Annotated in this window: 11 protein-coding genes and 2 tRNA genes; 8 read left to right on the top strand and 5 right to left on the bottom strand. The window is 65.8% G+C overall.

All coding sequences use genetic code 11. The features are described from left to right. Positions 1–30: 30 nt before the first annotated feature. Both KXZ72_RS01940 and KXZ72_RS01935 read right to left on the bottom strand, forming a co-directional pair. A complete protein-coding gene (locus KXZ72_RS01940) occupies positions 31–2097 on the bottom strand; it encodes an Ig-like domain-containing protein (protein ID WP_226082060.1) in 2067 nt (688 codons plus the stop codon). Between the two features lie 393 nt (positions 2098–2490). After that, a complete protein-coding gene (locus KXZ72_RS01935; RefSeq protein WP_226082059.1) occupies positions 2491–3477 on the bottom strand; it encodes a helix-turn-helix transcriptional regulator in 987 nt (328 codons plus the stop codon). A 99-nt stretch (positions 3478–3576) separates the two neighbouring features. On the opposite strand from KXZ72_RS01935, the gene KXZ72_RS01930 reads away from it, so the two are divergent. After that, positions 3577–4029, top strand: coding sequence for a VOC family protein (locus KXZ72_RS01930; protein WP_226082058.1), 453 nt, complete (start codon positions 3577–3579; stop codon positions 4027–4029). A 44-nt stretch (positions 4030–4073) separates the two neighbouring features. On the opposite strand, the gene KXZ72_RS01925 is transcribed toward KXZ72_RS01930, so the two are convergent. Together KXZ72_RS01925 and KXZ72_RS01920 are read right to left on the bottom strand one after the other, a co-directional pair. Further along, positions 4074–4149 (bottom strand) — tRNA-Val (locus KXZ72_RS01925). Between the two features lie 135 nt (positions 4150–4284). Continuing rightward, positions 4285–4360: transfer RNA gene (locus KXZ72_RS01920), tRNA-Val, on the bottom strand. Between the two features lie 166 nt (positions 4361–4526). Between KXZ72_RS01920 and KXZ72_RS01915 the strand changes: the two genes are divergently transcribed. Continuing rightward, positions 4527–5186 carry an AIM24 family protein gene (locus KXZ72_RS01915; protein ID WP_226082057.1) on the top strand — a complete coding sequence of 220 codons (660 nt, stop codon included), beginning with the start codon at positions 4527–4529 and terminating at the stop codon, positions 5184–5186. Positions 5187–5244: 58 nt separating this feature from the next. Here the strand turns inward: KXZ72_RS01915 and KXZ72_RS01910 are convergent, their stop codons facing one another. Further along, positions 5245–5718, bottom strand: a complete 474-nt coding sequence (locus KXZ72_RS01910; RefSeq protein WP_226082056.1) for a peroxiredoxin — start codon at positions 5716–5718, stop codon at positions 5245–5247. Positions 5719–5914: 196 nt separating this feature from the next. On the opposite strand from KXZ72_RS01910, the gene aceE reads away from it, so the two are divergent. From aceE to fabF, 6 genes are all read left to right on the top strand, one after another. Continuing rightward, positions 5915–8641 carry a pyruvate dehydrogenase (acetyl-transferring), homodimeric type gene (aceE, locus tag KXZ72_RS01905; protein WP_226082055.1) on the top strand — a complete coding sequence of 909 codons (2727 nt, stop codon included), beginning with the start codon at positions 5915–5917 and terminating at the stop codon, positions 8639–8641. 14 nt (positions 8642–8655) lie between these two features. After that, positions 8656–9855 (top strand): PucR family transcriptional regulator, encoded by a 1200-nt coding sequence (locus KXZ72_RS01900; protein ID WP_226082054.1) that lies wholly within the window; start codon positions 8656–8658, stop codon positions 9853–9855. A 127-nt stretch (positions 9856–9982) separates the two neighbouring features. Then, the gene (locus KXZ72_RS01895) at positions 9983–10912 is read left to right on the top strand and encodes an ACP S-malonyltransferase (RefSeq protein ID WP_226082053.1); all 930 of its coding nucleotides are present in this window, start codon (positions 9983–9985) and stop codon (positions 10910–10912) included. Next, entirely contained in the window at positions 10913–11917 is a 1005-nt protein-coding gene (locus tag KXZ72_RS01890) for a beta-ketoacyl-ACP synthase III (protein ID WP_226082052.1), read from the top strand. A gap of 80 nt (positions 11918–11997) precedes the next feature. After that, positions 11998–12240, top strand: coding sequence for an acyl carrier protein (locus KXZ72_RS01885; protein ID WP_226082051.1), 243 nt, complete (start codon positions 11998–12000; stop codon positions 12238–12240). A gap of 83 nt (positions 12241–12323) precedes the next feature. Further along, positions 12324–13565, top strand: a complete 1242-nt coding sequence (gene fabF, locus KXZ72_RS01880) for a beta-ketoacyl-ACP synthase II (protein ID WP_226082050.1) — start codon at positions 12324–12326, stop codon at positions 13563–13565. Positions 13566–13615: the final 50 nt, after the last annotated feature.

Below are 13615 nucleotides of genomic sequence, written 5' to 3'. Positions count from 1 at the left end.
CGCGATCACACCGGGCCCGGGCCCGCGACGCTAGAGGCGAGCGGGGTTGCGGCGGCGCGTGACGAGGGTGACGCCACCCGCGAGTACCGCACCAAACGCGATCATGACACCAAGCATCACTCCGTCGGCACCGGTATTCACCAGTTTGCCCTCGGCATCGGTCTTGGAATCGGTTTCCTCGGGGAGCGGGGCCGGCACCCCGGGGGTACCCTCAACCTGAAGCGTGGCCTGCCCGGAGGAGGCAGCGTGGTTCGCGTCACCGGCATAGCGCACCTCGATGCCCATGTCCTGGAGCGTGCGTGCGGTCGCGGGGACCTCGGCCACCTCGCCCTGGATAGTAAATGAGCCATCGGCCTCAAGCTCCACGGTTTCCAGCTCGTTGCCGCCCTGAACCAGGACCACGGGGCCGGTGGGGATCGTGCCAAACTCGCCGGCCACGGAGCCGGTCACGGTCACGGGGTCACCCACGATTACCGTCTCGGGGTCCACCACCACGGTGGTCGTGGTGGCCGCGGGGGTGATCGTCAGGTGCGCGGTGACGGCCGGAACCAGCGCGGCACCCGCGGCGGAGCGCAGTTCCGCGGAGATCGCATAGTCTCCCACCCCAAGCGCGGTCGGGTCCAGGGTCAGGGTTGCCACTCCTGCGGCGGGGGTCGCGGCGGGCTGTTCCGCGCCGTCAATCGTGAAGACCACGGTGGCATCCGCGGGGGCCTGCTCGGCCGTGGCGGTGAGCGTTCCGGTATCGCCGTAGATCACGGCGGTATCGGTCAGCGCGAGGCTCGGGTTCACGGCCGGGATGATCGGGTCAAAGAGATAAACGGCACCCTGGCGACCATTGGCGGCGGGGGCGGCGATCAGGGCGCGGTCGCCGCTGACGTTAATCGCCGAGCCGTACATATCGGTACCAAATTCGTCATTGGGCTGCGAATCGGAGCCGGTCATGATCTGCACGGGCTCGGGGTGCTGGCGACCGTTTTCATCGGCAATACCGGCATCCAGCGAGGCGCGGGTATAAACAAAGACCTCACCGGTGTTATCGGGTCCGTGGCTTCCGTTGGCGAGGATGGCATCCCCCACGGCGGCGATGGTATAGCCAAACGAGCGCTCGCCCGCGGGCGGCACAATCTTCGCGCCGATCTGGTTGAGGTTATAGTCCAGGCGATAGATCGCACCCTGCGTGGTGGTGCCATCCGTGAGCGAGGAGAGGTTGCAGCCGCCCAGCGGGTCATCGCGGTCATCGGCGGTGTAGTTGGTCTCCTGCGGCGAACCCACGTACAGCGAGTCATCCGAGAATTCCAGCGACATCCCAAAGGCCGGGCCACTGCCGACGTTATTCAGGCACATCCGCGGGTCTTCCATGGGCTGCGAGCGGAACAGGGGCGCGGCGGTGGGGGTGTTCAGGTCAAAGAGGTGAACACCGCCGATGTGCTGGTTCTGGGCATCCTTATTCTGGACCATGCTCACCGCGACCCGGTTGCCCGAGACCGCGAGGGACTGGCCAAAGATCATAAAGGCGCGCGGGGTCTCCGGGAGCAGCATGGTGCGCTCGCCGGTGACCGTATTGATCACATAGGCCACACCCGAGTACTGAAGGCCGTCCACGCGGGCCATCGGCGCACCCACCACGAGGTTATCGCCGTCGATCACCAGCGCCTCACCGAAGGAGTTATCGTGGCTGCGAATCCGGGGGTCAAGGGTGCCCGCCTCGATCGCGGTGCCCTCGTTCCAGGTATTGGCTCCCGTGCGGTTCCAGACGTAGATCTTATTCTCGCGGGGCGAGGCGATATAGGCGGTGTCCCCGGCGGCATTCAGGCGCACGGTATCACCAAAGCCACGCACGGAGGCGGGCAGCTCGATGACCTGCTCCTCCCACTGCGTGGCGTCGGCACCCAGCTGGTGCATGATCTTCACGCTGAGGTTGCGCTGATACGTGAAGATCGCGTAGTCCCCGGACATATGCGAGGAATAACCGGTGGAGGCACCCCCGGTGGAGTCAAAGCGGTAGGCCTCGGTGTAATTGGCGGGGGCGGCCTGGCTGGACAGGGCCCCGGTGCCGATGAGCCCCACCGTGAGGCCCAGCGCTAATACGCCGCGCATGCGTCGTGAGTGTTTCAAAATATCCCCCAAAGAGATTTAGGCTTGCGATCCATGGGAGGGCGGCTGCCTCCTCCGGGCGGAAAATCGCCTCGCCCGGCGTCCCGATTCGCTTATCGAGAGAAGCCCCCCCGATAAGGGGGCACCTATCGGGTGAGTATTACACCGGGTATGGGCGCCGGGTCGAGGCTGTCGGAAACGGGATGGCTTTTCTGCGCATGCAAAAAACCCCGGAAAACCAAGGTAAAACGACAGATATTCGCGGTATTCCCGCCCCGGGAGCACTCGGATAACACGTTTCGTGTGGTGGCTCCCGCGGGGCAAAAACCCGCGCGCTATTTCCGTGGGATGGACCCGGCCGGCCCCCAATGCGGGAGCCTCACGCTAGGCCTGGCGCTACCCCCGAGGGCCGGTGCGGGCGGTCAGGGCATTGCGGGTAGCGAGCACACCAAAGGCCGCGCTCAGCTCGGCCGGATGAACCACCTCGATCCGGGTATCAAATCGGTTATAGGCCGCCGCGAGGCCCACCCAGGACCAGGAGCCCAGGGTCAGGGAGCAGCGCCGCGGCCCGAGGGGCTCCACCGTGCCATCCCCCGCGAAGGGAAGCACGGCCTCGGCCGGCAACTCCAGGATCGCTGTGCCGCGGCACGGCCAGTCGCCCCCGGCGGCGGATCCGCGGAAGTGGCCGGCCATAAACTCCGCCACGTCGTTGCCCGGGAGCTCCCGCGGCTCGAAGCGCGGGCCGCGCGGGGTACGCGGCGTGATGCGATCGGCCCGCAATACCCGCCACTGCGCGCGCTCGCGATCCCAGGCCAGCAGATACCAGCGCCCGCGGTGGGAGACCAGGTTCCGTGGCTCCACCTCGCGCGGCCCCTCCCCCGCGGCCCGCGGCGTTCCCCCGGCATAGTCACAGCGCAATACCTCGCGGGCGCGCACCGCCGCGGAGAGTTCCAGCAGCAGGCCGGGGTCCACCTCGGGCACGGGGGCCTCCCCGGGGCCGCGCGCGAGAGTCAAAAACTCGGCCGCATCCAGCCGGTAGCGCAGGCGCGGCGGCATGACCTGGCGCACGGTATCCAGGGCGCGCGCGGCGGCCTCCCCGAGCCCCGGCGCGGTAATCTCCGCCGAGCGCAGGGCAAAGGCCAGGGCCAGCACCTGCTCATCGTCAAAGAGCAGCGGGGGCAATTCGTTTCCGGCCGCAAGCCGGTAGCCACCGTCCGGGCCCATCGTGCTCAGGATGTGATATCCCATATCGCGCAGACGCTCGATATCCCGACGCACGGTGCGCGGGCTGATCTCCAACCGCTCCGCGAGCACGGCCCCGGGCCAGTCCCGGCGCGCGTGCAGCAGGGAGAGGAGGCGCAGCAGCCGGGTCGTCGCGGTCATGGCTTCATGCTAGGCGAAGTGGAGGACCAATTCTGACCTCTACCCGTGACACGGTGGGCCCGGCCCGGAAACGCCGCGGCCCCGTATCCGGGAGGAATCATGACCATCATCACCACCACCCACCTCAATTTCCACGGCGAGGCCCGTGCCGCGCTGGGGTTTTATCACTCCGTATTTGGCGGCGATATCGCCCTGACCACCTACGCGCAGCTGGGCATGCCCGCCGGGCTGCCGGGCTCCGCACACATCGTATTTGGCCGCGTGGATAGCGCGGACGGCCTGCACCTGATGGCCTATGACAGCCCGGGAGACGCCGCCCCCGGCGCCGCCCTCCCGACCCGGCGCGAGAACGGGATGACGCTCACCACCGAGCCCTGTTTTATCTCCGTGCGGGGCGATTCCCTCGCCGCCATCGCTGGCTATTGGGAGGGCCTCGCGGAAGGCGGCAGCATCGTGGAGCCGCTCGCGGCCTCGGCGTGGAGCGCGGGCTTTGGGATGCTCACCGATCGCTTCGGCGTGACCTGGGTGCTGGATGTGGCGGCCGCGGCCTAGCCAAATAAAAAACCCGCCCCGTGATAAACACGGGGCGGGTTTTATGGTGGGCCCTACCGGGATCGAACCGATGACATCCACGGTGTAAACGTGGCGCTCTACCAGCTGAGCTAAAGGCCCTCATTGCGATGTTTTGCAACGTAGATGACTCTAGCAGAACACCGCCGCGGGGCACGGATTCACCGCGCAGGCCGGGCGTGTTGGCCCCGGATAGGAAATAAAAAAACACCCCTACCGGAACGTTGGGGTGTTTTATGGTGGGCCCTACCGGGATCGAACCGATGACATCCACGGTGTAAACGTGGCGCTCTACCAGCTGAGCTAAAGGCCCTCCTGCGCCGAAGCGACGCGGTAATCGTATCGAGAAATCCCCGCGGATAGCAAACGACACGGGGTGCCTCCGCGGACCGTGCCGCACGCCCGCCGATCGAAATCAGTAGGCTGTCCCCCGCGGAACGCCGGGGAGCAACCGCATCAGAACTCAGAGAAAGCACCATATGCGCTCCACGCTATTTGATAAAGGCAATAACACTTCTCATACCCAGGACCCGATGCGCCTGCATAACGACTACACGTTGCAGTCCCGGATCACGCCGGGAAATGACCTGATCACCCGCAAGGGAGCGATGATCGCCTATCAGGGCAACCTGGAGTTTAAGCACCAGGGTGCGCGCGATGCCGCGCAGTTCATGCGCAAAATGGTATCCAATGAGGATCAGCCCCTGATGCGCGTGAGCGGCAACGGCGAGGCGTATTTTGCCCAGAATAAGGCGCGCATCCACCTGCTACAGCTGGAGCACGAGGCCGTGACCGTAAGCGGCACCAATCTGCTTGCCTTCCAGGACTCGCTGACCTATGACCTCACCCGGGTCAAGGGGTCAAGCATGCTGCTGAGCGGAATGTGGAACACCACCGTCTCCGGGTATGGCAGCCTCGCGATTGCCGCGCACGGCGAGCCGATCATCTTTGACTGCTCCCAGCAGCCGCTGTTTACCGATATGCACGCGACCGTGGCCTGGTCGGCCTCGCTCCAGCCGCAGGTGAAATCCTCGATGTCCGCGGGCGCGCTGATCGGGCGCGGTTCGGGAGAGGCCTTCCAGTATGTCTTCCACGGCCCGGGCTGGGTGATCGTGCAGCCCGCGGAATACGCCGCCTAGGAGACGCCGGGTCGGGTGATCGTGCAGCCCGCCGAATACGCCACCTAGGAGACGCCGCCTAGGAGAGGCCGGGCGCCGCGAGTGCCGCGACCGCATCCCGGTAGCGCGCGATCGCCCGCGGCTGCCCCGGCTCGGTCATAAACGCATCCCGAATCACGCCATGGATATCGATCAGGAACGTGGCGCGCTGGGCGACCCCGCGACCCTCATCATAAACACCGTATTTTTGGGCCACTGCCCCGTGCGGCCAGAAATCGGCGAGCAGCGTGAAGTCATAACCCTCGCGCTCACCCCAGATCCGCAGCGCCCATTTGGAGTCCACCGAGACCACAAGCAGTTCCACATCGGCGGAGGTTAACTCGGTGAGGTTATCGCGCAATTCGCACAACTCTCCCGTGCAGATTCCGGAAAAAGCCAGCGGAATAAATACCAGCGCTACGGCCTTGCGCCCGGCAAATTCGGACAGTGTGACACTTTCACCAAATTGATTCAGAAGCGTAAAGTCGGGGGCCTGTTCCGTGATGTTCAGCATATTTTCGCCATTTTCCCTTCGCGATGAGCTAGATCCCACCCTAATCGGCACGGACAAATGCGTGCCAGGAATCACGCAAATAGCCCCGGGGTCGGTAGGCTGGGAGAAACGCACACAACTTTTGTAACCCAAGCGGCGTGCGCGTTTTGCCCAAAATTTTATTCGGCACGATCTGCCACTGAGAGAAAGGTCGACGGTGACTGTAAACGACCAGGACCCGTACTCCGTCAACAACTTTGACGTCGATCCGGAAGAAACAGCCGAATGGCAGGAGTCGCTCGACCAGCTCGTCGCGACCCAGGGCCATGGCCGCGGCCGCGACATGATGCTGAGCCTGCTCAAGCGTTCGCGTGAGCTGCAGCTGGGTGTTCCGATGGTTCCCACCACCGACTACATCAATACGATCGCCACGGACATGGAGCCCGAGTTCCCCGGCAACGAGGAAATCGAGCGTCGTTACCGCGCCTGGATCCGCTGGAACGCGGCCATCACGGTGCACCGCGCGCAGCGTCCCGGAATCGGCGTCGGTGGCCATATCGCCACCTATGCCTCCTCCGCCGCGCTCTACGAGGTGGGCTTTAACCACTTCTTCCGCGGCCAGGATCACCCGGGCGGTGGAGACCAGGTCTTCATCCAGGGTCACGCCTCCCCCGGCACCTATGCCCGCGCGTTCCTCGAGGGCCGCCTGAGCACCGATCAGCTGGACGGATTCCGTCAGGAGAAGTCGCACGCCGGTGGCGGGCTCAGCTCCTATCCGCACCCGCGCCTGATGCCGGAGTTCTGGCAGTTCCCCACCGTGTCGATGGGTCTTGGCCCGATCAACGCGATCTATCAGGCACAGGCCAATAAGTACCTCACCAACCGCGGCATCAAGGATGCCAGCGACCAGCAGGTCTGGGCGTTCCTCGGCGATGGCGAGATGGACGAGGTCGAGAGCCGCGGCCAGCTTCAGGTGGCCGCCAATGAGGGTCTGGATAACCTCAATTTTGTGATCAACTGTAACCTGCAGCGCCTCGACGGGCCCGTGCGCGGAAACGGCAAGATCATGCAGGAGCTGGAGAGCTACTTCCGTGGCGCCGGCTGGAACGTAATCAAGGTTGTCTGGGGTCGCGAGTGGGATCCGCTGCTCGCCCAGGACACCGAGGGTGCGCTCGTGAACCTCATGAACGAAACCCCCGATGGCGACTACCAGACCTATAAGGCCGAGTCGGGCGCGTTTGTGCGCGACCACTTCTTCGGTCGCGACCCGCGCACCGCCAAGATGGTTGAGGACTATTCCGACGACCAGATCTGGGGCCTCAAGCGCGGCGGCCACGACTACCGCAAGGTTTATGCGGCGTTTAAGGCGGCGAGTGAGCATAAGGGTCAGCCCACCGTGATCCTCACCAAGACGGTCAAGGGCTACGGCCTCGGCCCGAGCTTCGAGGCCCGCAACGCCACGCACCAGATGAAGAAGATGACCGTGGAGGACCTCAAGAGCTTCCGCGATGCCATGCACATTCCGGTGACCGACGCGCAGCTGGAGGAAAACCCCTATCAGCCGCCGTATTACCACCCCGGCAACGACGATGAGGCGATCCAGTATCTGCACGAGCGTCGCCGCGCGCTCGGCGGCTACCTGCCCGAGCGTCGCAGCAAGTACACGCAGCTGAACCTGCCCCAGGACGACGCCTATAAGATGGCGAAGAAGGGCTCCGGAAAGCAGCAGATCGCCACCACCATGGCGTTTGTCCGCCTGCTCAAGGACCTCCTGCGTTCCAAGGACTTCGGCAACCGCATCGTGCCGATCATCCCGGATGAGGCCCGTACCTTTGGTATGGACGCCTTCTTCCCCTCCGCGAAGATCTATAACCCCAACGGTCAGCACTACACCTCGGTGGACCGCGACCTGCTCCTGGCCTATAAGGAGTCCCCGCAGGGTCAGATCGTGCACGTGGGTATCAACGAGGCCGGGGCACTGGCCGCGTTTAGCGCCCTCGGCACCACGTATTCGGTCCAGGGTGAGCCCCTGATCCCGTTCTACGTGTTCTACTCGATGTTTGGATTCCAGCGCACCGCCGATGCCATCTGGGCCGCCGGCGATGCGATGGCCCGCGGCTTTATGGTCGCCGCGACCGCCGGACGCACCACCCTCACGGGTGAGGGCCTCCAGCACGCCGACGGCCACTCGCCCCTGCTCGCGTCCACCAACCCGGCCGTGATCAGCTATGACCCCGCCTATGGCTACGAGATCGGGCACATCGTGCGCGCCGGCCTCGACCGCATGTACGGCGGCACGCATAACGACCCCAACGTCATGTACTACCTGACGGTTTATAACGAGCCCATCGTTCACCCGGCCGAGCCGGAGAACCTGGACGTCGAGGGTCTGCTGAAGGGTATTTATAAGCTGCGCGATTCCGAGGTCTCGGGCCCCAAGGCCCAGCTCCTGGGATCGGGTGTCTCGGTGCCGTGGGCACTGGAGGCCCAGGAGATCCTGGCCGAGGACTGGGGCGTAAGCGCCGATGTCTGGTCGGTCACCTCCTGGTCGGAGCTGCGCCGCGAGGGCCTGAAGGTTGAGGAGCATAACTTCCTGCACCCCGACCAGACCCCCGAGGAGGCCTACGTCACGAAGAAGCTCGCCGGAGCCGAGGGTCCGTTCATCGCGACCACCGACTATATGCACGCCGTGCCCGACCAGATTCGTCAGTTTGTCCCGGGTGACTATGCCACCCTGGGCGCCGATGACTTTGGTTTCTCGGATACCCGTGCCGCCGCGCGTCGCTATTTCAAGATCGATAGCCACTCGATGGTTGTGCGCACGCTGGAGCTCCTGGCCCGCCAGGGCAAGATCGACCGCGCCCTCGTGGGCCAGGCGATCGAGCGCTATAGCCTGCACGATGTCAACGCGGGAACCACCGGCAACGCCGGCGGCGACGCCTAGGCATTCGATAACCAATGAAGGAACGTTCCAAGGAAGAAACGCTCGCCTGGCTCCGCCGGATTTCCGGAGAGCTGGCGACCGTTACCCTCGGTAAACTCGAGGACGATCTTCCCTGGTACGCGGAGATGCCCCCTGGGCGACGCTCGGCCGTAGGCCTCGTCGCCCAGGCGGGCATCACCTCCTTCATTTCCTGGTACGACGACCCCCGTTCCACCCCGTGGATCGCCGCCGATGTTTTTGGTGCTGCCCCGCGGGAGCTGCTGCGCTCGGTGAGCCTGCAGCAAACCCTGCAACTTATTCGCATCACCGTTGAGGTGGTGGAGGACCGCGTGAAGGACGGCGGTCAGGGCCTGCGTGAGGCCATCCTGCTCTATTCGCGGGAGATCGCCTTTGCCTCCGCGGATGTTTATGCGCGCGCCGCCGAGGCGCGCGGACTCTGGGATGCCCGCCTGGAGGCGCTCGTGGTGGACTCGATCCTCTCGGGCGAGGCCGATGACGAGCTGCCCAGCCGCATTGCCGCCCTCGGCTGGCACGGCCACGGCGAGGTTGCGGTCCTGGTGGGCACCACGCCCGCGCAGCTGGACGTGGATCAGCTGCGCCGCGCGGCCCGCCATATGGCAGCCGATGTCCTGATCGGGGTGCAGGGAGGCCGCCTGGTCCTGGTGATCGGCCGGGCCACCCCGCGCGATCAGGTTGTAGAGGACGATACGATCGGCACCGCCTCCGCCCTGTCATTTTTTGAAATCGCCGCCCACCTCGAGCCCCTCTTTGGCCCCGGCCACCTCGTGCTGGGCCCCGAGATGGGCACGCTCGTGGAGGCCTCCAAGAGCGCCCGCGCCGCCCTCGCCGGTTTTGCCGTGGCCCGCTCCTGGCGCAATGCGCCGCGTCCCGTGGCCGCCGATGACCTGCTGCCCGAGCGCGCCCTCGCGGGTGATCCCATCGCCCGGTCCACCCTCATCGAGAAGGTCTACCGCCCGCTCCAGGCACATTCCACCGAGCTGGTGGCCACGCTCTGGTGCTATCTCGATAACGGCCGTTCGCTGGAGGCCACGGCCCGCGAACTCTTTGTGCACCCCAATACCGTGCGCTACCGCCTGAAGCGCGTCTCCGAGGTGATCGGCTGGGATGCCACCGGGGCACGAGAGGCGCTCATCCTGCAATCGGCCCTGATCCTCGGATCCATCGCCGAGCCCGAGCAGCGCAAGAAGCGCTAGCGGCCGCGCCGCAGGCGCCGGGGAGGCCATCCCCGCCGCACCCGTTATTGATTACTCACAAAGATTTTTCTCATTCTTGTGAGAGAGTCAACACTCAATCGAGCCCACACCTTGGCAAGATGGAGGGGTGATTGTGATTGTTTGCCCCGGACAGGGCTCCCAGACCCCCGGCTTCCTCACCCCGTGGCTCGACAGCCCCGAGGCGCGCGAGCTTCTTGAACGCTATTCGGTTGCCTCCGGGGTGGATCTCATCACCCACGGCACGGTCTCCGATGCCGATACGATCCGCGATACCGCGGTGGCCCAGCCCCTGATCGTGGCGGCGAGCCTGCTCGCCCTGCACGCGCTGCGTGCCGCGGCCCCCGGGGCGCAGATCGGCGGCATCGCCGGACATTCCGTGGGCGAGATCGCCGCGGCCGCCGGTGCCGGCGTGCTCGAGGAGGACGTGGCCCTGCGCTTTGTGGCCGCCCGCGCCACCGCGATGGCCGAGGCCGCCGCCCTGGTTCCCACCGGCATGAGCGCCGTGCTCGGCGGCGGCGACGCCGTGGTCGAGGAGGCCGCCGCGGCCGTGGGCCTGTCCCCCGCCAATTACAACGGCGGCGGCCAGATCGTGGTCGCCGGCGAGTTTGACGGCCTGGAGGCCCTTAAGGCCACCCCGCCCGCCGGGGCCCGCGTGATCCCCCTGCAGGTGGCCGGCGCCTTCCACACCCGCTATATGGAGTCCGCCCGCACCGTGCTGGCCGGGATCGCGCAGGACGTGGAGACCCGCGATCCGCAGCTTCCCCTGTGGACCAATAACAACGGCCACCAGATCACCGATGGGGCCGAGTTCCTGGGCCTGCTGGTAACCCAGGTGGCCTCCCCCGTGCGCTGGGACCTCTGCATGGAGTCCTTCGCCGAGGCAGGCATCACCGGAATGATCGAGCTCGCCCCCGCCGGCGCACTCACCGGCCTGGCCCGCCGCGGCCTTAAGGGCGTGCCCACCGTGGCCATTAAAACCCCCGCGGATATTCCCGCCGCCGTAGCCCTCCTCACCTCGCAGCCCGAAGGAAACTAGATGTCACGCCCCACCCTGAAGCAGGCCACCGGCCCCGCGTTCACCCGCATCCTCGGAATGGGCGCCGCGCGCGGCGACCTCGTGGTCCCCAATTCGGAGATTATCGAACCCATTAATTCCTCCGATGAGTGGATCCAGCAGCGCACCGGTGTGATCACCCGCACCCGCGCGTCCCACGACATCAGCGCGATTGACCTCGCCACCGAGGCCGCCACCGAGGCCATCGCGGCCGCCGGAATCGACCCCGCGCTCGTGGACCTGGTGCTGGTAGCCACCATCTCCAATGTGCAGCAGACCCCGTCGATGGCCGCCGTGGTGGCCGACCGCATCGGCGCCAACCCCGCCGCGGCCTATGACCTCAACGCCGCATGTGCGGGTTATGCCTATGCCATCGCTCAGGCGGACGCGCTGATTCGCGCCGGGGCCGCCCACTATGCCGTGGTCATCGGTGCGGAGAAGCTCTCCGATGTGATCGACCCCACCGACCGCAGCATCTCCTTCCTGCTCGGCGATGGCGCCGGCGCCGCCGTCGTGGGCCCCTCCGAGTTCCCCGGCATCTCCGAGACCATCTGGGGCTCGGATGGTTCCAGCGCCGATAAGGTCGGCATGAACGCCACCCTGACCCAGTTCCGCGATGGCGAGGCCCCGTGGCCCACGCTGCGCCAGGAGGGCCCCTCGGTCTTCCGCTGGGCCGTCTGGGACATGGCCAAGGTGGCCCGACAGGCCCTGGACGCCGCGGGCATCGAGGCAAGCGACCTGGCGGCATTTATCCCGCACCAGGCAAATATGCGCATCGTGGACGAGTTCGCGAAGCAGCTGAAGCTGCCCGAGTCCGTGGTGATCGCCCGCGATATCGCCGATACCGGCAATACCTCCGCGGCCTCGATCCCCCTCGCCACGCACCGCCTGCTCCGGGAAAACCCCGAGCTCAGCGGCGGCCTCGCCCTGCAGATCGGCTTCGGCGCCGGCCTCGTATTTGGCGCCCAGGTCGTCGTTCTGCCCTAAATTTCGGCACCCAATTGCCCGAAACACTCGTGACTGCCATAAACTGTTCGACGGTCACTCGATATTCAAGGAGAAACATCATGGCACTGTCCACCGAAGAAGTACTCGCCGGCCTGGCCGAGCTGGTTAACGACGAGACCGGTATCGCCGCCGATCAGGTTGAGCTCGAGAAGTCGTTCACCGACGACCTCGACATCGACTCCATCTCGATGATGACCATCGTGGTCAACGCCGAGGAGAAGTTCGACGTGAAGATTCCGGACGAAGAGGTTAAGAACCTGAAGACCGTCGGCGACGCCGTCAGCTTCATCGTTAACGCCTAGGCATTACCGTTGCCCCGGGCCCGGCCCTTTGGCCGGGCCCGGGGATGCTTCACCCTCCTTTTACAGACGAAAGAGTTCATCGAATGACCAAGAGAATCGTCGTCACCGGTATCGGAATGACCAGCCCCCTGGGCGGCAACACCGAGGACACCTGGGCGAACCTCCTCGCCGGCAAGTCCGGAGCCTCCCCCCTCGAGCAGGAGTGGGTTTCCGAGCTCGGCATCCCCGTAACCTTTGCCGCACAGGCGGCCGTGAAGGCCACCGACGTACTTGAGCGTTTTGAGACCAAGCGTCTTGACCCCTCAAGCCAGTTTGCGCTGATCGCCGCGCGCGAGGCCTGGCTGGACGCCGGCACCCCCGAGGTGGACCCCGAGCGCCTGCTCGTGGACTGGGCCACCGGAATCGGCGGCGTGTGGACGCTCCTGGACGCGTGGGACACCCTGCGTGAAAAGGGCCCGCGCCGCGTGCTCCCCATGACCGTTCCCATGCTGATGCCCAACGGCCCCGCCGCGGCCATCGGCATGGATCTCGGCGCCCGCGGAGGCGAGCGCACCGTGGTTTCCGCGTGTGCCTCCAGCACCGAGTCCATCGCAAACGCCTATGACCACCTGCAGGCCGGCCTGGCCGATGTGGTGGTCGCCGGAGGCTCCGAGGCCGCGATCCACCCGCTGCCCATCGCCTCCTTCGCCGCCATGCAGGCGCTGTCCAAGCGCAATGACGAGCCCACAATCGCCTCGCGGCCCTATGACCGCGACCGCGATGGGTTTGTGCTCGGCGAGGGTGCCGCGGCACTCATCATCGAGACGCTGGAGCACGCCCAGGCGCGCGGCGCACGCATCTATGCCGAGGTGATCGGCGGCGCCGTGACCTCGGACGCGTATCACATCACCGCGCCGGACCCCGAGGGTACCGCCGCGGCCCGCGCGATGCGCGCCGCCGTGGAAAATGGCGGCTATACGCTGGACGATGTGAGCCATATTAATGCCCACGCCACGTCCACGCCCGTGGGAGACATCGCCGAGTACAACGCGCTCAAGGCCGTATTTGGTGATCGTGTCCACGAGATCCCCGTGACCGCCACCAAGGGCGCCACCGGTCACCTGCTCGGTGGCGCGGGGGCAATCGAGGCGGCCTTCACCGCGCTTGCCCTGCATAACCGCGTGATCCCGCCCACGATTAACCTCGATAACCAGGACCCGGATATCCCCCTGGATGTGGTGACCTCCCCGCGCGAGCTGGGCAGCGAGCCGGTGCTGGCGATCAGCAACTCCTTTGGTTTCGGCGGACATAACGCCGTGATCGCGATGCGCACGTTCAGCGAATAGGCGCAGCGGAGAAAACCGGCCCCGGAGACTATTCCGGGGCCGGTTTTTTG

This window comes from Mycetocola spongiae (assembly GCF_020424085.1).
In the GTDB taxonomy this organism is placed as follows: domain Bacteria; phylum Actinomycetota; class Actinomycetes; order Actinomycetales; family Microbacteriaceae; genus Mycetocola; species Mycetocola spongiae.
The sequence above is the reverse complement of the archived record's forward strand: the minus strand, read 5'-3'. Positions and strand labels throughout refer to the sequence as shown.

Excerpts from the sequence above, each read along its gene's own strand:
- KXZ72_RS01940 (WP_226082060.1), bottom strand. The coding sequence starts at position 2,097 with ATGCGCGGCGTATTAGCGCTGGGCCTCACGGTGGGGCTCATCGGCACC.
- KXZ72_RS01935 (WP_226082059.1), bottom strand. The coding sequence starts at position 3,477 with ATGACCGCGACGACCCGGCTGCTGCGCCTCCTCTCCCTGCTGCACGCG.
- KXZ72_RS01930 (WP_226082058.1), top strand. The coding sequence starts at position 3,577 with ATGACCATCATCACCACCACCCACCTCAATTTCCACGGCGAGGCCCGT.
- KXZ72_RS01915 (WP_226082057.1), top strand. The coding sequence starts at position 4,527 with ATGCGCTCCACGCTATTTGATAAAGGCAATAACACTTCTCATACCCAG.
- KXZ72_RS01910 (WP_226082056.1), bottom strand. The coding sequence starts at position 5,718 with ATGCTGAACATCACGGAACAGGCCCCCGACTTTACGCTTCTGAATCAA.
- KXZ72_RS01900 (WP_226082054.1), top strand. The coding sequence starts at position 8,656 with ATGAAGGAACGTTCCAAGGAAGAAACGCTCGCCTGGCTCCGCCGGATT.
- KXZ72_RS01890 (WP_226082052.1), top strand. The coding sequence starts at position 10,913 with ATGTCACGCCCCACCCTGAAGCAGGCCACCGGCCCCGCGTTCACCCGC.
- KXZ72_RS01885 (WP_226082051.1), top strand. The coding sequence starts at position 11,998 with ATGGCACTGTCCACCGAAGAAGTACTCGCCGGCCTGGCCGAGCTGGTT.
- fabF (WP_226082050.1), top strand. The coding sequence starts at position 12,324 with ATGACCAAGAGAATCGTCGTCACCGGTATCGGAATGACCAGCCCCCTG.